Below are 25,269 nucleotides of genomic sequence, written 5' to 3' on the forward strand. Positions count from 1 at the left end.
TCGCGTGCTCGCGAGCCCGTCCCCTGAGCAGGGCTCAGCCGTCGGCGGACGAGAGCAGGCGCTCGGCCTCCTCCTCCGACATGCCCTCCAGCTCGGCGACGAGCAGGTCCTCCAGCGCGACCGCGAGGTCGGCCACGGTGCGCCGCTCGAAGATCGTCCGGACCGGCACCTCCACCCCGGTCGTACGGCGCAGCCTGGCCGCGATCCGCGTCGCGAGCAGCGAGTGCCCGCCGAGGGCGAAGAAGTCGTCGTCCGCGCCGACCGAGGCGACGCCGAGCAGCTCGGCCCAGACCTCGGCCACCAGCAGCTCCGCGTCCGAGCTCGGCGGCACGTGCCCGGCCGACGGCCCCCGGACCGGCGCGGGCAGCGCCGCGCGGTCCACCTTGCCGCGGCTGGTGAGCGGCAGCGCGTCGAGACCGACCCAGGCGGTGGGGACGAGATGCCGGGGCAGGGTCCGCGCGAGGTGCGCGGCGAGCTCCTCCCCCGTCGCGGTCCCGGTCACGTACGCCACGAGTTCCTCGGCGTGGACCGTCACGAAGGCCTGGCCGACCCCGGGATGGTCGAGCAGCCGCGCCTCGACCTCGCCCGGCTCGATCCGGAAGCCGCGCACCTTGAGCTGCCCGTCGAGCCGCCCGAGGAACTCCAGCTCGCCGGCCTGGTTCCAGCGTGCCCGGTCTCCGGTGCGGTATCTGCGCGCTCCCGGCGGCCCTGCGGGGTCGGGGACGAAGGCGGCGGCCGTGAGCGCGGGGCGGCGCAGGTAGCCGCGGGCCACGCCGGCTCCGCCGACGACCAGTTCGCCGATCGCGCCCTGCGGGACCGGGGCCCCGGCGGCGTCGAGCAGGTGGACCGTCGTCGCACCGACGGGCCGGCCGATCGGCGGCCTGCCGTGCGGCGCCGCACCGAGGCCGGCGCCGAGGTCGGCGCCGAGGTCGGCCCACGTCGCGATGACCGCGGCCTCGGTCGGGCCGTAGGTGTTCAGCAGGCGGACGCCGTCGCCGAACCGGCGGCGCCAGCGCGTCACGGCGCCGCCGGACGCCTGTTCGCCGCCGATGATCACCAGGCGGAGCGCGGGCGGCCAGGCGATCTGGTCGATCTCCTCGACCAGGTGGTGCCAGTAGGCGGTGGGCAGGTCGAGCACCGTGATCCGCTCCCCGCCCGGCGCGGCCAGCAGGTCGGGCAGCGTCGCCGCCCCGCCGGGGAGCAGCACCAGGGTCGCTCCCGCGGCGAGCGTCGGGAACACCTCTTCGAGGTGGGTGTCGAAGCTCAGCGACGCGAACTGGACGACGCGGTCGCCGGGCGTCAGGCCGTACTCGCCGCGCATCCACCGGATCCGGGCCGCGATGGCGCGGTGCTCGACGGCGACGCCCTTGGGGCGGCCGGTGGAGCCGGAGGTGGAGATGACGTAGGCGACGTCTTCCGGCCGTGTCCCGCCCGGCCCGTCCGGCCCCTCTCCGTCCGGCCGCCGTTCGCCGGCGGCCGCCTCTTCCTCGGCGAGCCCGCCCGCCGGGTCGACGGCGGTGAGCCCGGCGGGCGGCGTACGGGTCGTGATCACATGCGTCGCCCCGGCGTCGGCGAGCGAGAAGGCCATCCGCTCGTCCGGCTCGTCCGGCTCGAACGGCAGGTAGGCCGCACCGGCCCGCCAGACGGCGAGCAGCGCGACGATCGCCTCGGCCGATCGGGGCAGGCGGACGCCGACCACGTCGCCGGGGCGGACGCCGGACCCGCGCAGCGCCGCGGCGAGCCGGTCCGCCCGCCGGTCCAGCTCGCCGTACGTGACCTCGGTCTCCCCGCAGACCACGGCGACGGCCTCGGGCGTGCGGCGGACGGTCTCGGCGATCATCTCGGGGACCGTCGGCCCGGGGACGTCCACGCCGTCGCCGGCCAGGGTGCGGATGTCGGCCTCGTCGTCCCCCGTCCAGAGGCGCAGCTCGGAGATCCGGCGGTCCGGCCCGTCGGCGGCCGAGGCGAGCAGGAGCAGGAAGCGCTCGGCGAGCCGGCGGACGGCCTCCGCCTCGTGCGGGGAACCGCTGGACCCGTCGTGGCCGAACGACACGGTGATCCCGGCGCCGTCCCGCCAGGCCTCGGTGTAGAGGCCGAGCTTCACCTGCCGGAAGCCGTCGGGGAAGAAGCCGACGGACAGGTCTCCGAAGGGGCGGGTCGGTCCCACGTCCTGCGTGTGCAGGATGAACACGGTCGGCATCAGCGCCTGGGCGGGGTGCCCGATCCGCTCGAACGGCACCGAGGTCTTGCTCATCGCCGTCAGCGCCTCCCGCCCGGTGCGCCGCAGCAGCTCGCTGAACGCGGGATCCCCGCCGAGGTCGCCGCGCAGCACGACGGTCTGCGTGAGGTAGCCGATCAGCGGCTCCAGCTCGACCCGCTCGCGCCCGGCGACGACCGTCCCGACGAGGACGTCGTCGTGGCCGGAGTGGCGGTGCAGGAGCACCTGGTAGGCCGCCATGAGCACGGTGAACAGGGTGGTCCGGTGCTCGCGGGCCAGCCGGTCCAGCCGGTCCGCGACCTCCGGGCCGACCCGGACGATCTGGAACCCGCCCTGCCCGTGGCCCTCACCGCCCTCCGCGCCGTCGGCGTCCCCGCCGACGGTGCCCCCGATGCCGTACGGCAGGTCGGCCGGCGGCGGATCGGCCAGCCGCTCCTGCCAGTACGGCACCGCGCGCTCGGCGCGGCGGCGCTGCCAGCGGGCGTAGTCGGACGGGTGGACCGGCAGCGGCGCCAGTTCCGGCGCGCGGCCGCGCAGCCGCGCGGTGTAGCACTCCGCCAGGTCGTCGAGGAGGATCCCCAGCGACCAGCCGTCGCCGATGATGTGGTGCATCGTGACGCACAGGACGTGGTCCAGCGGCCCGATCCCGATCACCGCCACGCGCAGCGGCACGCCCTCCGCGAGGTCGAACGGCGCGTTGACGCGCTCGGCGACGAGCCGCCCGGCGTGCTCCTCGCCGGTCGCGGCCGGCCACGCCACCGGCGGCGGGGACCCGGCCGGTTCCGCGACCGCCCAGGGGACGCCGTCCTCCTCCTCGAACCGGGTGCGCAGGCCCTCGTGCCGGGCCACCACGTCGGCGATCGCCCCTTCGAGGGCGTCCCGGTCGAGGGGGCCGCGCAGCCGGCGTACGAGATACATGGTGTAGGAGGCGTCGCGCGGATCGAGCTTCTGCAGGAGCCAGAGCCGTTCCTGGTCCGGCGACAGCGGCGCCCTCATCGGTCCGACATCCCGTCGAGCACGGCCGCGAGGTCCTCGGCGCTGAGGCCGTCGAGTTCGTCGCGGAGCGCGGCGATCTCGGCGAGGTCGAAGTCGTCGTCGTCGAGCCGGTCCATCGCCGCCGCCAGCCCGGCCACCGTGGGGTTCTCGAACAGCTCCACGATCGGCACCGCGATCGCGAACCGCGCCTGGACCCTGGCGATGATCTGGGTGGCGGTCAGCGAGTGCCCGCCCAGCTCGAAGAAGTCGTCGTCGACGCCGACCGGCTCCGCGATGCCCAGCACCTCGCCCCACAGCGCCGCGAGGTCCTCCTCCAGCGCCGTGGACGGGGCCCGGTACGGCCGGCTCCCGGCGCGGGTCCACTCCGGCGCGGGCAGGGCGCCGCGGTCGAGCTTCCCGTTGGGCGTGAGCGGCAGGGCGTCCAGCACCACGAGACGCGCCGGCACCATGTATTCGGGGACGCTGCGGCGCAGCCGGTCCCGGAGGGAGGCCCACAGGCCCGCCTCGTCGGCGTCCGAGCCGGTTTCCCGGAAGGTCTCCCCGGCCGCGGTCTCCCCCGCGGCCTCTCGGGCGACGTGCTCTCCGGCGGTGTGCTGTCCGGCGGTGTGCTCTCCGGCGGCGCGCACGACGTAGGCGACCAGGCGCGCGAGGCCGTCGGGGCCGGCGTGGACGCCGACCGCGGCGCCGGCCACCTCCGGCGCGGCCCGCAGCACGGTCTCGATCTCGCCCAGCTCGATCCGGAAACCGCGCACCTTCACCTGCTGGTCGGCCCGCCCGAGGTAACGGAGCCTGCCGTTCTCCAGCGCGGCCAGGTCTCCCGTGGCGTACAGGCGGGCCCCGGGCGTGCCGGAGAAGGGGTCGGGCCGGAACCGGTCCGCCGTCTGGCCCGGCATGCCGCGGTAACCCCTGGCCAGTCCGGCTCCGCCGATGTGCAGCTCCCCCGCCTCGCCGGGCGGCACCGGACGCCCGTCGGGCCCGAGGATGTGCACGGTCGTCCTGCCGATTGGCTCACCCAGGTCGATGGGGGCGGGCAGCCCGCTCTCGTCGGTCAGGGCGACCCGCCCGGCCGTCGACCAGACCGTCGTCTCGGTCGGGCCGTACACGTTCCAGAGCCGGGCGCCGTCGGTGAGGAGGGCGTCGGCGAGGTCGCGGGGCAGCGCCTCGCCCCCGCACAGGCGGGTCGCGATGTTCCCGGGGACGCCGCCGGACTCGATGAGGATGCGCCAGCTCGCCGGAGTCGCCTGCATGATCGTCACGGCGTCGGTCACGGCGCGCGACCGCAGAGCCCGGCCGTCCGTCGTCTCGTGCGCGGACGCGACGACGACCCGGGCTCCGCAGGTCAGCGGCAGGAGCAGCTCCAGCACGGAGATGTCGAACGACAGCGTGGTGACCGCGAGCCAGGCGTCGCGCGGGGTGAGCTCCAGCAGCGAGGCGAAGGACTCCAGCAGGTTGACCACCGCGCCGTGCGGGACCGCGACCCCCTTGGGCCGGCCGGTGGACCCGGAGGTGTACATGAGGTAGGCGAGATCCCCCACCGGCCCCTCGCCGGCACCGTCACCTTCGCCGTCCCGCCCCCGGCCCGCGACCGGCACGCCGTCCCACGCCAGCTCGACGACGTCCGGGACGCCGTCGAGCAGCCGGGAGTCGACGCCCTGCCCGGCCAGCACCAGCCGGATGCCCGCGTCCTCGCGCATGTGGCGGAGCCGGTCCTCCGGGAACGCCGGGTCGAGCGGCACGTACGCGCCGCCGGCCCGCCACACGGCGAGCAGCGCGACGACCATGCCGGGGCACCGCTCCAGGCACAGGCCCACCGGCGTCTCCGGCCCGACGCCGCGGGCGCGCAGCAGCGCCGCCAGCCGGTCGGCCCTGTCGAGCAGCTCCCGGTACGTCAGCACGCCGCCGTCGCCGCTCACGGCGACCGCGCCGGGGCTCTCGTCACGCCACCGGCGGATCAGCGCGAGCGCCGTCGCGGCGTCCGTTCCCGGCCGCCCGGCATCCGAGGGAGCCGGCACGCCGCTCACCGCGTCACTCACTGTCATGCACCTTTCAATTCGAGAACGCGCCGCTCAGCGCGGACAGACGGGTGTCCGGGTCGACCCCGGCCCGCCGTACGACCTCGGCGAAACCGCGGACGAGGCGGCGCGCGGTCGCGGGCGTGAACAGGTCGGCGCTGTAGTCGAAGACGCCGCCCAGCCCCTCCGGTCCGCGCCACAGGTCGAGCGAGACCTCGGACTTGGTGTGGCTGGGCGGGATCGTGTGGACCTCGGCGTCGAGGTCGGCGAACCGGGTCCCCAGCAGGTCGTCCTTGGGCAGGTCGCTGTGCAGGTTGAACATGGCCTGGCACAACGGCGGCCTGCCGACGTCGCGGGGGACGCGCAGCGCGGCCAGGATGTGCTCGAACGGCACGTCCGCGTGCCGCATCCCGGCCAGGGTCGCCTCCCGCACGCGGTCGAGCAGCTCGTGGAACGCCGGATCGCCGGACAGGTCGGCCCGCAGCACCAGCGTGTTGCCGAAGTAGCCGATCAGCGGAGCGAGCTCGCTGCGGGTCCGGCGGGACACCGGGACGCCGACGCAGAAGTCGGTCTGGCCCGAGGCCAGGGCCAGGGTCGCCTGGTAGGCGGCGACCAGGGCCATGAAGGACGTGCAGCGCCGTTTCCTGGCCACCCGCTCCAGCGGGGTGACCTCCTCCGGCGGCAGCAGCAGCTCCTCGCGCGCGCCGCGCCCCGACCACCGGGACGGCCGGGGATGGTCGGCCGGCAGGTCGAGTGAGGGGGCTCCGGCCAGGCGGCCCGCCCAGTGCTCCACACCCGCCGTGTGGTCCCGCCGCCTCTCCTGTACGGCGAAGGCGGAGTACTGCATGGGCAGCTCCGCCAGGACGGGCTCACGTCCCTCGCGCGTCGCCGCGTAACACTCGGCGAGCTCGCGCATGAGCACGTCGAGCGACCAGCCGTCCACCACTATGTGGTGCAGGACGATGCACAGCACCACATCGTCCTCTCTCCGCCGGGCCACGCCGACCCGCAGGGGAGGCTCGTTCTCCAGGTCGAACGGGCGCTCGGCGAACTCCCGCAACGCCTCTTCGACCCCCGTCCCGTCGGGACCCGCCTCGCCGGAGGTCGCGAGGTCCTCCACCGGCGTCGGCGCGGGCGGCAGCACGACCTGCACGGGGGCGTCCCCGCGCAGCCGGAAACGGGTCCGCAGCACCTCGTGCCGCTCGGTCACCCGGGTGAACGCCGCGGCCAGCGCGGCCGTGTCGAGCGGCCCGCGCAGCCGTACGGACCAGGGCAGGTTGTAGCTGGTGTCGGCGGGGTCGAAGCGGCTGAGGAACCACAGGCGCTCCTGCCCCGGCGACAGCGGCCACTCCTCCCCGCCGGGGTCCGCCGCACCCCCGAGGGAGCGCAGCAGCGCCGCCCGGCGCTCGGGGGGCAGCCCGGCCAGCTTCTCGATCAGCGCCGCGCGGCGGTCGGCGGTGGTCATCCGCCCGGTCATCTGCCGCGTACGCTCAGCGGGCGCATGTCGGTCCACACCGTCTCGATGTGGTCGAGGCATTCCTGGCGGGTGCCCGTGAAGCCGGTGGACCGCCACCCGGCGGGCGGCTCGCGGTCGCTCCACCACACCGAATACTGCTCCTCGTCGTTGACGACCACGAGCATCGGGGATTCGGTCATGTCACCTTCCCAAAGCAGTCATTGCGGAAGCAGGGACCCGGCCGCCGCCCTCCGTGAGGCGGGGGCAGTCCGGCCAGCCGGAGGGGCCGGCCGGCGGCGCCGGGCACAGCACGTAGTGCCGGGGGGCGAGCACGCCGGTGCGACCGGCCGCGGCCCGCATCACCGCGGCGTGGACGGCGTCGGGCGTGTCCAGCCCGGGACGCGCCACGAGATAGCCGGTCAGCCGGGGCGGCCCGTCGTCGCCGGGCTCCACCGCGACCGCGGCCGGTCCGGGTGCGCAGACCCGGCGCAGCAGCGCCTCGGTCTCCGGCAGGTTCACCCAGTCGGGGCCGATCCGCGTCCATCCGGCGGGGCGCCGCACCGGCTCCAGGCCGGCGACCTCCGCGACCCGGTCCAGCGGCACGTCCGCCGAGACCGCCCGGACCAGCAGCTCCTCCAGGCCGCCGAGCATCCGCTCGGCGACGCGCCCGGGCAGGAAGGCCGTGTCCACCAGGACGAAGAACTCGCAGGTGGACGGGGCCGGGCCGGTGGCGAAGAAGATCTTCGCCTTGACCTTCGAGTAGGCCCCGACGAAGAACGTCCTGGTGCGGCCCCGCAGCGCGGCGAGCGACGCGGCGTCCCCGGGGTCGACGTCCGGCAGGCCCGACCAGCGGCCGCCCTGCCGGACGTCGTTGAAGAACGCGTCCAGGTCGATGTCGGCGCCGCGGTTCCACGCCTCCGCGTCCCGGGCGGCGAGCACGAGCGAGGGGTCGTAGTGCCCGTTCCGGTAGGTCGCCATGGTCCTGCGGTGCCCCGGCCCCAGCGCCTCGGCGAAGGTGCGGGCCCCCGGATCGCCGGACGCCGGATCGCCGGCGCCCAGGTCGATGACGCAGAGCCCGTCCTGTGCGGCCGGCCCGGCCATCGCCCCCGTACGGAGGTGGTGCCGGTTCGACACGATGAGCTGCAGCGCGGCCGTGGAGTGCCCGGTGACGGCGGCCAGCAGGGCGGCGCTCGCGACCGTGAGCACGCTGGAGGTCGTCACGCCGTGCCGGGCGGCCAGCGCCTCGGCGGCGACGGCCGCCGCCGGGGAGTCCATCCCGTAACGGACGAAGCGCGGCTCCTCCGGCTCCCGCTCGGGAAAGTCGAACATCGAGCGCGGCGCGGCCGCCAGACCGCTCCGCCAGTGACGCAGCGCCTGGGCGCCGGGCGGCGGGTCCGACCGCTCGAAGGCAGCCTGGTCGAGCGGCTGCCACTCCGGGACGGGCAGGTCCTCCCCTGCGACGAGCCGCGGCCACTCCGCGGCCACCATGTTCAGCGACCAGCCGTCGAGCGCGAGATGGGACAGCGCGAGCGCCAGCGCGCGCGGCCGGCCCCTCAGGCAGACCACCGCGCACCGGACCGGCAGCTCGGCCGCGTAGTCGAACCCGGTCGCGGCCAGCTCGGCGGCCAGCGCCTTGGCCGCGGTCATCGGCTTCGCCGCCGCCTCGTACACGCCCACGGTGAGCCGGCCCTCCCGCCTCACCCGCTGGACGGCCCCCGCCCCGGCGCCCGCCTCTGTGCCCGCCCCGGCGCTCCCCTGCGTGCCGGTCCCGGGGCGTGCGCCCTCCCGGACGTACGCCGTGCGCAGCGTCTCGTGCCGCTCGACGAGACGTCCGACGGCGCGCAGCACGGCGTCGAGATCGGCGGCGCCGGTCACCGGCAGGGCCCAGGGCAGGTTGAAGTAGGGATCGCCGTCGTCCAGCCACTGGGTGGACCGCCAGATGCCCTGCTGCCCCCAGGTCAGCGCGGCCTGCCCGCCCCGCGCGCCGCGGAACTCCACGGTGCGGGGCGGCAGCGCGGTGAGGCCGGGCGTCCGCGTCGCCGGCGGGCTGCCGGTCACCTCCGCTGCCCGCCGGGGTGCCCGTCGTCGTGCCCGCCGCTGTCGCCACCGCCGTCACGGTCCCCGGCACCGTCCTCGCCGGTGTGCGCGGCGATGTGCCCGGCCAGGCCGTCGAGCGTGTCGAGGTAACCGCCGTCCAGGTCGACGTCGCAGTCGAACTCGGTCTCCACCATGTCGATCAGCCGGAGGTAGGCGAGCGAGTTGAGGCCGAGCGCGGGCAGGCTGCAGTCGGCGGCAAGCACGTCGGCGGCGGCCAGGTCCCCGCCGCTCGCCTTGGACACCAGCTCGGCGAGGCGTTCCCTCAGCATGCCTCCTCCCGCAGGAGGGCGACCTCCGCGGCGACCCCCGCGATCGTCGGCTCGTCGAAGAACAGGTCGAAGGACAGCTCCACGTCCATGCGCTCGCGCACCTTCGCGATGATCTCGACGATCGTCAGCGAGTGCCCGCCGAGGTCGAACAGGTCCTCGTCCGGCCCGATGCCGGGCCGTTTGAACACCTCGCTCCAGATCTCCGCGACCTCCGCCAGGTAGGGCGTGGCGTCCGCCTCGCCGGCGCGCGGCACCGCGGCCGGCTCCGCCTCGGTCCGTACGGAGGACGGCCCGGCCGGGACATCGACCGTGACCTCGACCGGGGCCGGCAGCGGCAGGTGGGAGATCTCGGTGTCCGGGGCGGTGGCCACCGCCTCCAGGAGGTCGAGCAGGTGCTCGACCAGGGACTCGCAGCCGGAGCGGCTGAGGATCGCCGGGTTGAACTGCAGCCGGGCCGTGATGCCGTCCGGCGCGTCGACCACCTGCAGGTGCAGCGTGCCGCGCACCGCGTGGTTGAACGACATCCAGTCGACCGACGCCGCCACGCCTGGGAACTCCGGCGCGTTCCCGTCCCGCCCGCGGTAGCTGACCGAGACCGGCGTCAGCGCGGTGCGCGGGCTCACGCCGCCGACCGCGCGGGCGAGCGGCACCTGCCGGAACCGGTAGACGGCCCGCAGCTCGCCGCGCACCGACCGGGCGAAGTCGGCGAACGTCCCGCTCGGGGTCCCGGCCCGCACCGGAAGCTCGTTCACGAAGAGGCCGATGTGGTCCCGCGTCTCCTCGGTCCTGGTGGACAGGTCCACCGACACCGCCGCGTCCTCGTTGCCGTACGCCGCCAGCAGGGTGTGCACGGCGGTGAGCACCAGCTCGAACCGGGTGACGCCCATCTTCTCGGCGGCGACGGCGAGGCCCGCGGGAAGGGCGAAGTCGACGGCCTCTCCCGCGGCGGCCCGGGTGGAGACCCCCGACAGCCCGGGGAGCCGCAGGTCCTGCCGGTCCTGCCAGCGGTCCCGCCAGAACGCGGCGGCCTCGTCGAGCAGTTCGGCCACCCGGGCGTTCTCCCGCTCGACGGCCTCGCCGTACGTCAGCGGAAGGACCGGGAGCGGCAGCCCTGCGTAGGCGTCGGCCAGGCCGCGCACCAGGAGGTCCTTCGACATGCCGTCGAAGACCGCGTGGTGGGCGACGACGACCAGGAGGTGCCGCTCCGGCGCGAGCCGGAAGAGCCTGAACCGGGCCGTCGGGCCGGTCCCGAGGTCCAGGTCGAGGGACGCCTCGCGGTCGACCAGTTCGCCGGCCTCACGCCCGGAGGCGTCCTCGAACCCGATCGGCGGCGGAACGGCGGCCAGGGCCGGGCGCAGTACGGCGTCCCGCTCCGCCAGGGCCGTGGCCAGCTGGGGATGCGCGCCGACCACGTCGTGGCAGGCGGCCAGCAGCCGGTCCGTGTCGAGAGGGCCGTCGAAGCGGATGGCGAGCGGCATGTGGTACACCTGACCGCCGCAGCCCATCCGCTCCGTCACCCACATGCCGTGCTGTGCGAGGGACGCCTGCTCCCCCTCGCCCGTGAGCGTCGGTGACATCTCACTCGCCTTCTTTGCTGATCGTGGAGTCGCCCAGCAACGTGAGCAGTTCCTTCTTGATGACCTTTCCTGACTGGTTCCTGGGCAGGTCGTCGACCACGAGGATGCGTTCGGGCAGCTCGTGCCAGGCCAGCCGGTCCATCAGGAAGGCGCGTACCTCGCTCGCCGACAACCCCTGCCCCGCCCCCGGAACCGGCCCTGAGACCGGCGCTGATACCGGCCCCGGAACCGTCGCCGCCACCGCTGCGGGGCCCGACCTGGCGACGACCGCGGCGCCCAGCACGGAGCCCAGCACCGGGTGCGGGAGGCCGAACACGGCCGCCTCGGCGATCCCCGGGTGCTCGTACAGCGCCGCCTCCACCTGGAGCGTGGACACCTTGTACGCGCCGGTCTTGACCACGTCGCTCTCGCGGTCGACGAGGTAGAGGTAGCCGTCGGCGTCCACGTATCCGACGTCGCCCATCCGCACCCAGCCGTCGCGGAACGCGCGGGCGCTGGCCTCCTCGTCGCCGTAGTAGGACCTGCTGGCGGCGGGCGACCGCATCCACACCTCGCCGGTCTCCCCGGGCGGGAGCGGGTTGCCCTCCTCGTCGGCGATGCGCAGCGACCCGTCGAACGCGGGCCGTCCCAGCGCGGCCGGCCGGGCCCGGTCGTAGATCATGATGGTCTGGGCGGGGGCCGCCTCGGTGGACGTGTAGTAGTTCGTCACCGTCGCGTTCGGGAAGGCCGCCGCGAGCCGCTCCGCCAGGGCGGGGGGCAGCGCCGCCGCCGCCGAGCCCAGCAGCACCACGCCGGACATGTCGTGCCGCTCGTGCAACCCGGCGTCGAGGAGTTCGACCGCCATGGAGGGCACCAGGAACACGGTGCCGGGACGGTACGTCTCGATGAGCCGGGCGAACCTGCCGGGGGTGAACCGCGCGGGGGTCAGCACGGTGGGACGGGCGTCCAGCGCGTTGATCAGCATGGTCTGGCCGGCGTTGGTGCCGATCGGGAAGGCGTGCAGCAGGTGCCGCGAGTGGGCGAACCTGCGGTGCCTGGGCTGCGTGACACACCCGTAGGCGAGGTTGGCGTGGCTGGCGCCGACCCCCTTGGGCCGGCCGGTCGTGCCCGAGGTGTAGAGGATCTGCGCCAGGTCGCCGGGCCGCACCGGCGGCGCGGCCGGGCGGGAGCCGGGCCCGGCGACGGACTCGAGCTCCGCCGGGGTCGCGGTCCACGGCTCCGGCGCCGCCGGGCCCGGAGCCGCGCCGGAGCGGTCCGGCGGCAGGGTGAGGTCCCTGCCGAGCAGCACCGCCGACGCCGAGCAGTGCCCGATCATGTAGCGGATCTCGGCCGGCGCCAGCCGGTCGGACATCGGCACGGCCACCGCGCCCGCTTCGAGCACCCCGCAGAACGCCACGGCGAAGTCGATCCAGTCGCGGCTGCCGAAGTGCACCGCCACCCGGTCGCCCGGGGCCACACCCCTCTCCGCCAGCCCGGCGGCGAGCGCCGCCGACCTGCGCTCCCACTCCGCGAAGGTGAGCGTCCCCTGCCCCTCCACGATCATCGCGACGCCGTCCGGCTCCTGCTGGGCGCGCAGCCGCAGCAACTCCGGCACGGTGAGCGTGGGCGTCCTCCGCGTCCTCGTCGTGCGTGTCATACCTGCTCCTTCTCGGCTGCCCGGCCGGACGTGAGGGTCGACACGGGGGCCGGCTCATTCGGGGCGGCCGCGTCGAGCAGCGCCCGTCCCGGCGCGGGCCGGACGTCCACCGCACCGTCTGCCGGGCCGCCTGCCGGGCCCTCTCCCGCACCGTCCTTCCGGCCGGCGCCGGCCGCCCGGACCGACGCGATCCGCCGGGTCAGGGCCTGGTAGCCGACGACGTCGTCCGGCAGGGCGTCGGGCACCTCGTCGTCGAACCGGCGCAGCACCCCGATCCGCATGCCGACCAGTGCCACGGCGGCGATCGCCAGGGCGAAGCAGGCGTACATGAAGCCGATCCCGCGGCCGGGCCCGGTGCCGAGCACCGCGCCCACCGTCCCGGCGAGCGGTCCGCCGGGGGCGAGCAGCGGCTCGAAGACCTGCGCGCCGTACGGCGCGACCAGGCCGAACCCGATGGGCAGGGTGGACCAGGCGACCAGCGTGTTCAGCGCGATGACCCGGCCGTGGAACCGCTGCGGCACCTTGACCTGGATGATCGTGGCGTAGACGCCGTTCAGCAGGGTGAGGCACAGCGACATGCCGAACGCCCCGGCGGCGATCGGGAACAGGTCCGCGCGCAGCCCGGTCAGCAGGCAGAACACCGACAGGGCGAGCGTGGACAGCAGCACGCCGTGCAGCCTGCGGCGGCGCGGCCCGCCCCACGCGGCCATGGCCAGGCCGCCGAGGAAGGCGCCGAGCCCGCCCGCGAACGACACCCGGCCGACCTCCGCCAGCGACGCGAACGACAGCACCAGCGGCGAGATCATCAGGAACAGCGGGGACAGGAAGACGTTCAGCACCGCGAAGTAGAACAGCATCGCGCGGAAGCCGCGGTTGCCCCAGGAGTGGCGGATGCCGCCCATCATCTCCGCGAGCACACTCTCCCGCCGCTTCCACGCCATCGTCGCCGGGAAGCGGACCAGCAGGATGGTGAGCGTGGCGACGGCGTAGCTCGCCACGTCGATGACGAGGATGCCCTCCAGCCCGATCGCCGCCATCAGCCCGACGGCGATCAGCGGCACGATGAGCTGCGCGGTGCCGGCGGCCATCTGGACGACGCCGTTGGCGTGCCCGAGGAACCGTTTCGGCACGAGCTGCGGGATCGCCGAGCCGTACGCGAGCCGCTGGAAGGTCAGCGCGATGGACAGGCAGACCAGCAGCGGGTAGATGTGCCAGATCTGCAGGTTGCCGGTCCACAGCAGCACCCCCAGCGCGAGCTGGGTGCCGCCGGCGGCCAGGTCACCGGCGAGCATGACCCTGCGCCGGTCGAACCGGTCGACGATGGCGCCGGCCAGAGGTGCGACGAGCATGCCGGGCAGCAGGCCGAGCACGGAGAACAGCGCGAACCTGGCCAGCGACCCCGTCGTGAGATAGATCCACAGCGGGATGGCGAACTCGGTCAGCGCCGAGCCGGTGATCGAGACGAGCTGGCCCGCCGCGACGACGAGGAAGCGGCGCATGCTGGGAGGCGGGCCGACCCGTGGAGACGAGTCCGCCGAACCGGCCTGCCCGTCCCGCCCGGCCATGCCGTCCCGCGCGGTGCCAGCCGAGCCGCCCTGACCGGTGGCCTCCGGACCCGTGGCTCCCGGACCCTCGTGGCTGGGGCCTTGCGCGCTGTTCCGCCCGGTGACCGTCGGGCCGTCATGGCCGACGCCCCGCGCACCGTTCCGTGTAGCGCCTGCCGAGCCGTCCTGGATCACGCCGTCCGCGCTCTTCTGACTGGCGCCCGCCTCGGCTTCGGGTCGTCGTGAGACGCCCTGGAGCCACCAGGTGCGGCTCTCGTCCCGTTCCATCCCCTCGGTGCGCCCGGAGGCGAGGGCGGTGTGCGTGCCGGTGACGATGTCGGCCAGCTCGGTGTTCCGGTATCGCAGGAAGAAGTGCCCGGCCTCGTCGAGCACGACGCACGCCGTCTCGTCCGACAGGCAGTGCCACTCCTTGTAGCGTTCCTGGTAGAACTCGGCCGCCGGGTCGCGTTCGCCGACCACGGCGATCACCGGCGCGCGCAGCGCCGGGCCGCCGCCCTCCTCGAAGATCCGGGTGAAGTACCGCTCGGCGGCGCGGGTGCCCTCCCGGCGGTTGCGCACGATCAGCTTGATCTGCTCCCGGCCGAGGTCCTCGACGTCGAGCCCGGCCGCGGTGAGCATGTTCACCCGCTGCTGGTCGCTGGTGAGGTGATCGAAGAACGTCCCGATCCAGCTCATGCCGCGACCCGGCCGGGCGAAGGGGAACACGCCGCCGAGGTACAGCGCGTCCACTGTGTGGCCGTCCGCCTCCAGTTTCCGGGTGATCTCGGCGGACAGCATGACGCCGAGGCCGCAGTGGCCGTACAGAACGAGCGAACCGCCGTTACGCTCCATGATCTCGGCGATCTCGGCCACGCAGCCGAGGACGACCTCGTCGAACGGCCGGGGCTCCTCGCCCAGTTCGTGACCCGGCACGGCGACCGAGTAGAGCGCCCAGTCGGCGGGCAACGCGTCGGCGAGCGGCTGGTAGACGACCGCGCTGCCCCCGCCGTACGGCACGCAGACCAGGGTGGTGGTCGCGGTGCGGGCGGGGGTGAGCCGATGCAGCAGGGAGCGCGGCACGTCCCCCTCGGCCGTGAGCAGCCGGGCCAGCTCGCGGACGGTGCGGTGCTTGAACACGTCGAGCACGGTGACCGGCCGGTCCGGGTACGCCCTGCGCAGCCGGGCGATGACCCGCATCGCGAGCAGCGAGTGGCCGCCCAGCGCGAAGAAGTCGTCGTGCGCCCCCACCTGCTCGACGTCGAGCACCTCCGCCCAGACGCCCGCCACGTCCTCCTCGGGGCCGGGCTCCGGGGCGACGTACTCGGCCGCCGGGACGTCGGCCTCCGGCTCGGGCAGCCGCGAGCGGTCCACCTTGCCGTGCGACTTGAGCGGCAGCTCGTCCAGCCAGGCGTACCTGGAGGGGATCATGTACGCGGGCAGCCGGTCGGCCAGCCAGGCGCGCACTGCCGCGGCGCTGGGCCGTTCGCCGGGCCGCTCCGCAGGCCGTTCCCCGGGCCCGCCGTCCGGTGTGCTCCCGGGCGTGGTCCCGGCGGCCGGTCCGGCCGTGCCTCCGGTCGCGCTTCCGGTCGCGTTTCCGGCGGCGGGGACGAGGTAGGCGACGAGCTGTTCCCCGCGCGGTTCGACGACGGCCTGGGCGACGTCCGGGTGGTCGGTCAGCACCGACTCGATCTCGCCGAGCTCGACGCGGTAGCCGCGGATCTTCACCTGCAGGTCGCGGCGGCCCAGGAACTCGAGGTCGCCGGAGTCGGACCATCGGCCGAGGTCCCCGGTGCGGTACATGCGCGCCCCGGGCGGACCGTACGGGTCGGGGACGAACCGGTCGGCGGTGAGACCCGGACGGTTCAGGTAGCCGCGGGCCAGCCGGTCGCCGCCGAGATAGACCTCGCCCGGCACCCCTGCGGGGACCGGCCGCAGCCGCTCGTCCAGCACGTACGCCCGCGCCCCGGGCAGCGGCGAGCCGATCGGCAGGCTCACGCTCGCCTCGGCCGGGCCGTCGGGAGCCGGGAGCCGGGCGACGTCGTAGGTGGTCACCCCGACGGTGGCCTCGGTGGGCCCGTAGTGGTTGACGACCCGGCAACGACCCGTGGCCTCCAGCTCCGCCGCCCAGCCGCGCGGGGCGGCCTCACCGCCCAGCAGCAGCAGCTTCCTGGGCAGCAGGTCGGCCGGTCCGGCGCCGGCGGGCTGACCGGACGCGGGGAGGGCGGCCTCGCTTCCGGACGCGGGGAGGTTGGCCTCGCTCACCGACGCGAGCAGAGTGGCGAGGTGGGACGGGGTGATCTTGAGGTAGTCGATCCCGGTCCGGCGGAAGATCTCCGCCAGCTCCGGGCCGGCGGTGCGCGAGGGCACCAGATGAAGGGTGCCGCCGGTCATCAGGCACAGGTAGAAGACCGTGACGCCGAAGTCGAAGGCGAGCGACTGGAGCAGGGCGAAGGACGAACCGGGTTCCACCTCCAGCCTCTCGCGCACACCGGCGAGGTAGACCAGCACCTCGTGGTGCTGCACGGCGACGCCCTTGGGCCGCCCGGTGGTGCCGGAGGTGTAGATCACGTACGCGAGGTCGCCCGGCGTCCCGGTCTCCCCGTCGGCGGCGGGCGGCTCCGGCGCGCGGTCGTCGTCGAGGTACACGGGGGTGACGTCGTCCGGGAGACGGTCCAGCAGGTCGGCGCTGGTGACGACGAGGGCGGCCCCGGCGTCGGCCAGCACGTAGCCGAGCCGGCTCTTCGGGTGCTCCGGATCGAGCGGCAGATAGGCGGCGCCGGACTTCAGCACGCCGAGCACCGCGACCGCGAGCCCGGTGGACTGCTCCAGGCAGATCGCCACGCGGTCGTCGCGCCGCGCGCCGAGCGCGCGCAGCCGCCGGGCGAGCCGGTCGGCCGCCGCGTCCAGCTCGGCGTACGTGAGAGCGTCGTCGCCGCACACCACGGCGGTCGCGGTCGGAGTGCGGGCCGCCTGCGCCGCGATCACCTCGTGCAGGCTCACGGCGTTCCACTCATGCGGACGCGCGGCGATCGGCTTATGCGCATGCTCGGCGGCCGGCGGCTCAGCGAACCGCGCCGGGGCCGGCTCGTGCGCATGCGCGGCGGTGGGCTCGGGTGCCGCCGGGGTCGCGCCGGATGCGTCGGCGGCGGGCCCGTCCACCGGCGCGCCGGCGAAGCCGAGCACGCGGCGCCGCTCCGCCTCCGGGAGCAGCTCCAGGTCCGACACCCGCGTGTCCGGGGCGGCGACGATCGACCTCAGCAGGTTCTCGAAGCACTCCGCGAGGCGTGCGACGGTGGCCGGGCGGAACAGCTCGGTGCGGTAGGTGAGGTTGCCGTGCAGGCCGTCGCCCAGATCCATCAGGTACAGCCCGAGGTCGAACCGGCTCGCGGTCACCTCGAACGGATACGCCGACAGGGTCAGGCCCTGCCCGCTCAGCGGGGCCGACCGGTAGTTCTGCAGCGCGAACATCACCTGGAACACCGGTGACCTGCTCACGTCGCGCTCGACCCCGAGCTCGCCGACGAGCCGGTCGAAGGGCAGCTCCTGGTGGGCGTAGGCGTCCAGCGCCGTCTCGCGCACCCGGCCGAGCAGCTCGGTGAAGGCCGGGTCGCCGGACAGGTCGGCCCGCATCGGCAGCGAGTTGATGAAGAGTCCGACCACCCGCTCCAGCTCCGGCAGTTCGCGTCCGGACACCGGGGATCCCACCGCGAAGTCGTCCTGACCGGAGTACCGCGCGAGCAGCACCTCGAACGCGGCGAGCAGCGTCATGTACAGCGTCGCGCCGTTGGCCCGGCCCAGCTCGGTCAGCGCGTCCGCGAGCGCGCGGTCGAGCACGAAGCGGTGGGCGGCGCCCGCGGCGCCCTGCTCCGGCGGGCGCGGCAGGTCGGTCGGCAGCTCCAGCGGCGGCAGCCCGGCGAGCCGCTCCCGCCAGTAACGGATGTCGTCGTCGTGGGTCCGCCCGCGTTCCCACACCGCGTAGTCGCCGTACTGCACCGGCGGGGCGGCGAGATCGGCCTCGGTCCCGGTCCGGTACGCCTCGTGCAGGGCGAGCAGTTCCTCCATCACGATGTCGCAGGACCAGCCGTCGGTCACGGCGTGGTGCATCGTGAGGACCAGCACGTGCTCCCGGGCGCCGAGCCGGACCAGGAGCACCCGCAGCAGCGGGCCGTTCGCGAGGTCGAACGGCCGGTCCAGCTCCTCCTGCACGATCTCGTGCACGGCGGCGGCGTCGCCGGACACCCGGAACCCGACCGGCGGATCGTCGTCCAGCACGATCTCCGGGGTGCCGTCGTCGGTGGTGACGAACCGGGTGCGGAGGCTCTCGTGACGCCGGGCGACCTCGGCGAGCGCGCGCTCCAGGGCCGTCTCGTCGATCTCGCCGCCCTCCAGCCGTACGGCGAAGGCGACGGTGTAGGCGGTGGTGCCCGGCGCGTACTGCTCCAGGAACCACAGGCGCTCCTGGGCGTGCGAGAGCGGCGGGTGGGTGCCGGCCGGCCGCGGCGGCACGGTGACCCTCGCGGCTTTCCCGGCCTTGAGCCGCTGCGCCAGCAGGGCCTGCTTGGCAGGTGAGAGACCGGTTCGGGTCACGGCGCCGGCACCTCGGGTGAATCCTGCGTTATGAACATGGCATTCCTCTGTGCGCTTCGCGCACCGGCACGCCGGCGGGCCGGTGCGGATATGCGGGCGGCCGACGACACGGCGGTGACCGAATCACCGCCGGCGGGCCTCCCGCCTGATGCCGGCGCGCGCGGCGCGAATTTCGCCGCTCTTCGCGCCGGTAACCCCCCTCAAACAAGACGCATAAGTGGGAACGCTCCCACGGCAACGGAGGCTAGGGATGGGACCTTTCGTTCGTCAAGAGTCATGGAAGTTTCTGTCCGTTATTAGACCCAGGACGGGGAATGTGAGGATATTGCCGCAGATCGCGGACAATATGGGCTACAACCAGCCAAATCGCCCTATCGCCGAGGATTGACAGCACCCCTTACCCCACCTACGCTCCGTGGGAGCGCTCCCAGAATGGGTGCTCCTGTCCCTAGGCCGGGAACCCGGTGACCGAGCGCGCCCCTCCGTCAGTGACGCACCAGGAGCGGACCACCTTTGACCGTCACCGCCGCCGCACCCCCTCGGAGCCCACGGCCCGCCGTGAGCGACCAGGATCTCCGCTCGCTGCTTCTCATCCGGCACTTCGAGCGAGCCCTGCTCCGCCTGTTCGAGCGGGGTGTGCTGAGCGGCACCACCCATACCTGCCTCGGGCAGGAGTACGTCCCGGTCGCCCTTTCGGCCCTGCTCCGGGACGACGACTTCGTGTTCAGCAACCACCGCGGGCACGGCCACTTCCTCGCCCGCCATCCCGACCCGGACGGCCTGCTCGCCGAGATCATGGGCCGGGAGGGCGCTCTGTGCGGAGGCGTCGGCGGCAGCCAGCACATCTACCACCAGCGCTTCCTGTCCACCGGCGTACAGGGCGAGAGCCTGCCGGTGGCGACCGGGGTGGCCCTGAAACTGGCCGGCACGGGCGCGCTGGCCTGCGCGTACATCGGAGACGGCACCTGGGGTGAGGGCGCCGTCTACGAGGCGCTCAACATGGCGTCCCTGTGGCGGGTGCCGCTGCTGGTCGTGGTGGAGCACAACGGCATCGCCCAGTCGACCCCGACGTCCGTCCAGATGGCCGGCACGATCGCCGCCCGGGCGGCGGCCTTCGGCGTCCGCCACCACCACATCGCCGCCACCGACGTCGAGGAGATCAGGGCGGGCCTCGCCCCGCTGGTGGACGCCGTACGGGCCGAGCCGTCCCCGCTGGTCGTGGAGTTCGCGACGCACCGTCTCGGACCGCACAGCAAGGGCGACGACACCCGCTCGCCGGAGGAGATCCGCCGGGTCCGGGAGTCCGACTGGTACGACCGGTACGCCGAGGCCGATCCCGAGCGGTTCGCCCGGATCGACGGGGAGCAGCGAGACCTCGTCGAACGGGTGGTCGCCGAGGTCTCCGCCCGGCCCGCCGCTTGGTCCGCCTCCGCCGCACCCTCCGCTCCGTCGCCGGAGGGCCGGTCGTGACCAGAGTCTCCGAGCACCTCAACCAGGCGCTGCACGATCTCATGGAGTCCGACCCCTCGGTCCACCTGCTCGGCGAGGACGTCAGCGACCCGTACGGCGGCGCGTTCAAGGTGACCCGTGGACTGTCCAGCCGGTTCGGTTCCCGGGTGCGGTCCACTCCGCTGAGCGAGGGCGCCATCGCGGGGGTCGGCGCCGGGCTGGCCCTGGCCGGTGACAAGGCCATCGTCGAGATCATGTTCTCCGACTTCGTGGCCCTGGCGTTCGACCAGATCACGAACTTCGCCGCCAAGTCCACCTCGATGTACGGCAGGCCCGTGCCGGTGCCGCTCGTGGTCCGCTGCCCCACGGGCGGCAACCGCGGCTACGGCCCCACCCACAGCCAGAACCCGCAGAAGCACTTCATCGGGGTGCCGGGGCTGTCCCTGTTCGAGATGACGCCGTTCCACGACGCCGGCGACCTGCTCACCCGGATGTTCGAGCTGGCCCGGCCCTGCCTGTTCTTCGAGGACAAGGTCCTCTACACGCGGCAGATGCACGACACCGGCGACCTGTTCCGGTTCGAGGTGGCCGACGACGTGGCGCGGGTGTACGTCGACGGCGCGGGCCCGCCCGACTGCACGCTGGTCACCCACGGCGGGCTCGTCCACCGGACGCTCGACGCCATGCGGGCGCTGCTGCTGGAGGACGAACTGGTCTGCGAACTGCTCGTGCCGGCCCAGCTCTACCCGGTGCCCCACCTGCCCGGGCTGGAGGACGCGCCGCACGTCTGCGTGGTGGACGACGGCACCGAGGGCGGCACCTGGGCGGCCGAGGTGGCCACGGCGCTCTACCCGCGCCTGTGGGGCCGCCTGCGCCGCCCGATCACCCTGGTCAACTCGGCGGACAGCGTGATTCCCGCCGCCCCCCATCTCGAACGCGAGGTGCTCGTGCAGGCCGGCCACATCCGGGCCGCGGTTCGGGAGGCCCTGTCGTGACCGGCTTCCCCGTGCCCAAGCTCAACAACAACGACACGACGTACGTCCTGGTCGAGTGGCTGGCCGAGGACGGCCAGGCGGTGCGCGACGGCGATCCGGTCGTGCTGCTGGAGACGTCGAAGGCCACCGAGGAGGTCGTCGCCCCGCGGGACGGCGTCCTGCGGCGGCTGCTCGCCGAGGGCGCCGAGTGCGAGCCGGGGCAGGTGATCGCCCAGCTGCTCGGGCCGGGTGACGAGGCCGCCCCGGAAGACCCGGCAGGCACCGTGAGGAGTACGGGAAGCGCGGAGAGCGCGGGCGGCGACCCGCGCGGGCCGGGCCTCCCGGCGGCGCCCGGCGACTCCGTTCCGGGCGTTCCTGTCGGTCCCGGCGGCGCGGGCGACGGCTCCGGCGTCGTCGTCACCATGCCCGCCCGCGAGCTGATCGAGGCGCACGGCGTCGCCATGGAGCGGGTGTACGCCCTGGGCCGCAAGGTGATCAGGCGGGCCGACGTCGAGGAACTGCTCGGCGCCCCGGCGCGCCCCTCCCCCACCGGGAGCACCGCCGGGACCGGGATCACCGCCACGAGCGGAGGCGCGTCCGGGAGCGACCGGCCCAGTGCGCCGGGGCACGTGGACGGCCTCTCGGCCACGGCCGGCTCGACCCCGAACGGTGCGGGCCGGGCCGGGTTCACCCTGGCCGAGGCGGCGCCCGACGGCGCGGGCCGGGACGACGACGCGGAGTGGATCACGCTGTCCCGGGCGCAGCAGCGGACGGCCGAGGTCGTCGAGCGGTCCCGGCGCGAGATCCCCGCGGCCTTCACCGTGATGAGCGTCGACGTGACCGAGGTGCTGTCGCTCGCACGCGACCTCACCCGGCGGCTGCGCGCCCTGGTCGGCCTGCCCGAGATGGTGGTGAAGGCGACGGGTGGGCTGCTCGACCGCTTCCCGGTGTTCTTCGCCCAGCCCGGCCCCGGCCCTCGCCCGCGCCTGCGGCGGGCCACCGCCGCCAACGTGGGCGTGACCGTCGACGTGGGCCGGGGGCTGTTCATCCCGGTCGTCCGTGACGTGGCCGACCGGCCGCTCGCCGAGATCGCCCGCGACCTGGTCGATTTCCGCAAGACGGCCCTCACCGGGTCCTTCCGGGAAAGCGACCTCGAAGGAGGCAATATCACGCTCACCCTCCACACCAGCGACGGCATCGTGCACGCCGTCCCGATCGTCTTCCCCGGCCAGACGTGCGCGCTTTCGCTGACCGCGCCCCGCCCGGAAGTCGTCCCCGACGGCTCGGGCTTCGCCGTACGGAAGACCGCCGCGATCGGCCTCGCGTACGACCACCGTTTCGTCAACGGCCGCGACGCCGCGGAGTTCCTCGGCGAACTCCGGTCGGCGCTCGAATCCCCCGCGCGTTTCCTCACCGAGAATGGTTGACCTCATCCCCTCCCTGAAGGGAGGGCATTCCGACCGTCACCGGGCGGGCTTCCTGCTTCACCGCCGGTCGCCTCGTCCGAGAGGGCTCTCGTCGAGGTCTCACACCAGCTCCACAGGCGTTTCACCTCTCCGCCAGCCCGGCGGCGAGGACATTCTTGGCGGCGTTGACGTCCCGGTCATGAACCGCGCCGCAGGCACATTTCCAGGTGCGGACGTTCAGCGGCATCGACTTCTGCAGTGCCCCGCAGGCCGAGCACAGCTTGGAGGAGGGGAACCACCGGTCGATCACGACCAGTTCCCGCCCGTTCCACTGTGCTTTGTACTCAAGCATCGATCGCAGCTCCCGCCAGCTCGCATCGGAGATGGCGCGGGCCAGCGAGTGGTTCTTGACCATGGCGCGGACGGTGACGTCCTCGATCACGACCGTTTGGTTCTCGCGGACGAGCCGAGTGCTGAGTTTGTGCAGGAAGTCCCGGCGCCGGTCGGCGATCCGGGCGTGGGCGCGGGCGACCTTCAGCCGGGCCCTGGCCCGGTTCGCACTGTTCGCCGCTTTACGCGCGAGCGAGCGCTGGGCCTTGGCCAGGCGCCTGCGACCGGCCCGCTCATACCGGGGATTGGCGACCTTTCCGTTCTCGTCGGTCAGACCGGGGATCGGGCGGGACAGGGTCACCAGGCTGGTGATCCCCGCATCCACACCCACCACGTCCCCTGCGGGGGCGAGGGGGTGGATCGTCTCCTCGACCAGGAGGGACACGAACCACCGCCCGGCCGGGTCCCTGCTCACGGTCACCGTGGACGGCTCCGCCCCCTGCGGGAGCGGACGCGACCACACGATGTCCAGCGGACCGTCCATCTTCGCCAGCGTGAGCCGGCCGTCCCGGTAACGGAACGCCGAGCGGGTGTACTCGGCCGACGCCCGCGACTTCTTCCGCGACTTGAAGGTGGGGTACATGGCCCGCCTGGCGAAGAAGTTCGCGAACGCTGCCTGCAGGTGCCGCAGGGCCTGCTGCAACGGCACACAGGACACCTCACCCAGGAACGCCAACTCTTCGGTGCGCTTCCAGACCGTGAGCATGGCCGAGGACTCCGCGTAGGAGACGCCGCGGCCCTCCAAGGTGTAAGCGCGACTCCGTTCCTCCAGCGCCTTGTTGTAGACGAAGCGCACACACCCGAACGTCCGGGCAAGCTCGCACGCCTGCTCCGGAGTCGGGTAGAAGCGGTACCGCTAAGCCCGCCTCACGATCTGCGCCACGCCGCACATCATGCCACCCGCCCGGCCAAGGTTCGCACGATTGTTCGTACGGCGTTCCGCCTGGCAGACAACCGCCTGCACATGCCCCGCTCCGCAAGGGGTCCGATTCCGCTCCCGCCCGAAGGCGGGGGTATCCACCGGAGGTTCTCATGAACTCACCCGCACGGTTTCCGACCGACTTCGTCTGGGGTGCGTCGACCGCGGCGTACCAGGTCGAAGGCGCGACCACGGAGGACGGCCGCGGGCCCTCGGTGTGGGACACGTTCTGCGCGGTTCCCGGGAACGTGCTCGGCGGCGACAACGGTGACCAGGCCGCCGACCACTACCATCGCTACAACGACGACTTGGACCTGATCGCCGATCTCGGTCTGGGCAGCTACCGCTTCTCGATCGCGTGGCCGCGGATCCAGCCGACCGGCTCGGGCAAGGCCAACCAGAAGGGCCTCGACTTCTACCGCAGGCTCGTCGACGGGCTCGTCGAACGCGGCATCCGGCCGATGGCCACGCTCTTCCACTGGGACCTGCCGCAGGAGCTGCAGGACCGAGGGGGCTGGGAGAACAGGGACACCGCCGAGCGCTTCGCCGAGTACGCCGAGATCTGCTTCGACGCCCTGGAGATCAGGGACTGGCTGACGATCAACGAGCCCAAGACGGTCGTCGACTGCGGCTACCGGGAAGGCCAGCACGCGCCGGGCTTCAAGGACGACGCGCGCGCCTTCGTCGCCTGCCACCACCTGCTGCTCGCCCACGGCCTCGCCTCGCGGGTGCTGCACGAGCGGCACGCGGGACGCCGGATCGGGCCGGCGCTCAACCTCCACCCGACGTACCCGGCCGACGACACTCCCGAGGCGCTTGAGGCGGCCCGCCACCAGGACGGCCTGGAGAACCGGCTCTACCTCGACCCCATCTTCAAGGGCTCCTACCCCGAGGACACGCTGCGCTGGATCTCCGAGCGCGGCCCGATGGCCGATCACATCCTGGACGGCGACCTCGCCGTCATCAGCGAGCCCATCGACATCCTCGGCGTGCAGTACTACACGCCGATCTTCGTGGACGCCAAGGGCGAGCGGGTCTTCCTGCACGAGCGGACCCAGGCCGAATGGCTGGAAATCTACCCCGAGGGCTTCCACGACATCCTGGTGCGGGTGCAGCGCGACTACCCCGGCGTACCGATGATCATCACGGAGAACGGCCTGCCCACGGAGGACGTGCCCGGCCCCGACGGCCGCGTCCGCGACGAGCGGCGCATCACGTTCCTGCGCGACCACCTGGCCGCCATGCACCGCGCCATGGAGGACGGCGCGCAGGTCGAGGGCTACCACGTGTGGTCGCTGCTCGACAACTTCGAGTGGGCGCAGGGCTACAGCCAGCGCTTCGGCATCGTCTACGTGGACTACTCGACGCAGAAGCGCACCCCCAAGGACAGCGCGCTCTGGTACCGCGACGTCGTGAAGAGCGGCGAACTGCGCTGACGCGAGGGCGCGAGGGCCGCGCTCCGCGCGGTTGCGGCGGCACCCGCCCGGCACCCGCCCCGCAACCCGTGCCACCCGCCTCGCAGGGCCGTGCCACCCGCGCCCCGCGGACCCACCCCGCAGCCCGCCCCGCAGGGCTGTGCCATCCACCCGGCCGGTTCCGCCCCGGCCGGCCGGCCCTCGCCGGATCCGGCTCGGCTCGGCGGGCCCTGACTCCGGGCCGCCCGTCCACTGCCGGGCCCACGGGCTCGGCATGCCCTGCCCATCGCTCCGGGCCGCCCGGCCCGGAGAGCACGGCGCGCA

General features: G+C 73.9%; 13 protein-coding genes and 1 pseudogene. 4 read left to right on the plus strand and 10 right to left on the minus strand.

From position 1 onward, the window contains the following. Window positions 1–34: 34 nt before the first annotated feature. The 9 genes from HHX33_RS15880 to HHX33_RS36090 are packed head-to-tail and all read right to left on the minus strand — an operon-like array spanning window position 35 to window position 18,392. Window positions 35–3,214 carry a non-ribosomal peptide synthetase gene (locus tag HHX33_RS15880; protein WP_182875277.1) on the minus strand — a complete coding sequence of 1,060 codons (3,180 nt, stop codon included), beginning with the start codon at window positions 3,212–3,214 and terminating at the stop codon, window positions 35–37. After that, window positions 3,211–5,247, minus strand: a complete 2,037-nt coding sequence (locus HHX33_RS15885) for a non-ribosomal peptide synthetase (protein WP_182875278.1) — start codon at window positions 5,245–5,247, stop codon at window positions 3,211–3,213. The genes HHX33_RS15880 and HHX33_RS15885 overlap by 4 nt, the downstream gene beginning before the upstream one ends. A 13-nt stretch (window positions 5,248–5,260) precedes the next feature. Beyond that, window positions 5,261–6,691, minus strand: a complete 1,431-nt coding sequence (locus tag HHX33_RS15890; RefSeq protein WP_182875279.1) for a condensation domain-containing protein — start codon at window positions 6,689–6,691, stop codon at window positions 5,261–5,263. Window positions 6,692–6,699: 8 nt separating this feature from the next. Next, window positions 6,700–6,882: an MbtH family protein gene (locus HHX33_RS15895; protein WP_182875280.1), complete on the minus strand. Its 183-nt coding sequence runs from the start codon at window positions 6,880–6,882 to the stop codon at window positions 6,700–6,702. 1 nt (window position 6,883) lies between these two features. Beyond that, window positions 6,884–8,740, minus strand: coding sequence for a condensation domain-containing protein (locus HHX33_RS15900; RefSeq protein ID WP_182875281.1), 1,857 nt, complete (start codon window positions 8,738–8,740; stop codon window positions 6,884–6,886). Then, on the minus strand, window positions 8,737–9,048 hold the full coding sequence (locus tag HHX33_RS15905) for a phosphopantetheine-binding protein (protein WP_182875282.1): 312 nt from the start codon (window positions 9,046–9,048) through the stop codon (window positions 8,737–8,739). Before HHX33_RS15905 ends, HHX33_RS15900 begins: the two co-directional genes overlap by 4 nt. Then, complete coding sequence (locus HHX33_RS15910) at window positions 9,042–10,625, minus strand: condensation domain-containing protein (protein WP_182875283.1); 1,584 nt, start codon at window positions 10,623–10,625, stop codon at window positions 9,042–9,044. Before HHX33_RS15910 ends, HHX33_RS15905 begins: the two co-directional genes overlap by 7 nt. A gap of 1 nt (window position 10,626) precedes the next feature. Beyond that, window positions 10,627–12,261: a class I adenylate-forming enzyme family protein gene (locus HHX33_RS15915; protein ID WP_182875284.1), complete on the minus strand. Its 1,635-nt coding sequence runs from the start codon at window positions 12,259–12,261 to the stop codon at window positions 10,627–10,629. Beyond that, entirely contained in the window at window positions 12,258–18,392 is a 6,135-nt protein-coding gene (locus HHX33_RS36090) for a non-ribosomal peptide synthetase (RefSeq protein ID WP_310741398.1), read from the minus strand. Before HHX33_RS36090 ends, HHX33_RS15915 begins: the two co-directional genes overlap by 4 nt. 558 nt (window positions 18,393–18,950) lie before the next feature. Here HHX33_RS36090 and HHX33_RS15935 point away from each other — a divergent pair. Genes HHX33_RS15935 through HHX33_RS15945 form a run of 3 tightly spaced genes read left to right on the plus strand, consistent with a single transcriptional unit; the run spans window position 18,951 to window position 22,242 of the window. Beyond that, the gene (locus HHX33_RS15935) at window positions 18,951–19,862 is read left to right on the plus strand and encodes a thiamine pyrophosphate-dependent dehydrogenase E1 component subunit alpha (RefSeq protein ID WP_310741399.1); all 912 of its coding nucleotides are present in this window, start codon (window positions 18,951–18,953) and stop codon (window positions 19,860–19,862) included. Then, the gene (locus tag HHX33_RS15940; protein WP_182875286.1) at window positions 19,859–20,836 is read left to right on the plus strand and encodes an alpha-ketoacid dehydrogenase subunit beta; all 978 of its coding nucleotides are present in this window, start codon (window positions 19,859–19,861) and stop codon (window positions 20,834–20,836) included. The genes HHX33_RS15935 and HHX33_RS15940 overlap by 4 nt, the downstream gene beginning before the upstream one ends. After that, a complete protein-coding gene (locus tag HHX33_RS15945) occupies window positions 20,833–22,242 on the plus strand; it encodes a 2-oxo acid dehydrogenase subunit E2 (protein ID WP_182875287.1) in 1,410 nt (469 codons plus the stop codon). The genes HHX33_RS15940 and HHX33_RS15945 overlap by 4 nt, the downstream gene beginning before the upstream one ends. On the opposite strand, the pseudogene HHX33_RS15950 reads toward HHX33_RS15945, so the two are convergent. Next, window positions 22,226–23,503, minus strand: a pseudogene (locus tag HHX33_RS15950) (RNA-guided endonuclease InsQ/TnpB family protein). The gene HHX33_RS15945 and the pseudogene HHX33_RS15950 sit on opposite strands and share 17 nt — an antisense overlap. A gap of 140 nt (window positions 23,504–23,643) precedes the next feature. On the opposite strand from HHX33_RS15950, the gene HHX33_RS15955 reads away from it, so the two are divergent. Then, the gene (locus tag HHX33_RS15955) at window positions 23,644–24,966 is read left to right on the plus strand and encodes a GH1 family beta-glucosidase (RefSeq protein WP_182875288.1); all 1,323 of its coding nucleotides are present in this window, start codon (window positions 23,644–23,646) and stop codon (window positions 24,964–24,966) included. Window positions 24,967–25,269: the final 303 nt, after the last annotated feature.

This window comes from Microbispora sp. H10670 (assembly GCF_014161385.1).
GTDB classification, from domain to species: domain Bacteria; phylum Actinomycetota; class Actinomycetes; order Streptosporangiales; family Streptosporangiaceae; genus Microbispora; species Microbispora triticiradicis.

Excerpts from the sequence above, each read along its gene's own strand:
- HHX33_RS15880 (WP_182875277.1), bottom strand. The coding sequence starts at position 3,214 with ATGAGGGCGCCGCTGTCGCCGGACCAGGAACGGCTCTGGCTCCTGCAG.
- HHX33_RS15890 (WP_182875279.1), bottom strand. The coding sequence starts at position 6,691 with ATGACCACCGCCGACCGCCGCGCGGCGCTGATCGAGAAGCTGGCCGGG.
- HHX33_RS15895 (WP_182875280.1), bottom strand. The coding sequence starts at position 6,882 with ATGACCGAATCCCCGATGCTCGTGGTCGTCAACGACGAGGAGCAGTAT.
- HHX33_RS15905 (WP_182875282.1), bottom strand. The coding sequence starts at position 9,048 with ATGCTGAGGGAACGCCTCGCCGAGCTGGTGTCCAAGGCGAGCGGCGGG.
- HHX33_RS15910 (WP_182875283.1), bottom strand. The coding sequence starts at position 10,625 with ATGTCACCGACGCTCACGGGCGAGGGGGAGCAGGCGTCCCTCGCACAG.
- HHX33_RS15915 (WP_182875284.1), bottom strand. The coding sequence starts at position 12,261 with ATGACACGCACGACGAGGACGCGGAGGACGCCCACGCTCACCGTGCCG.
- HHX33_RS15955 (WP_182875288.1), top strand. The coding sequence starts at position 23,644 with ATGAACTCACCCGCACGGTTTCCGACCGACTTCGTCTGGGGTGCGTCG.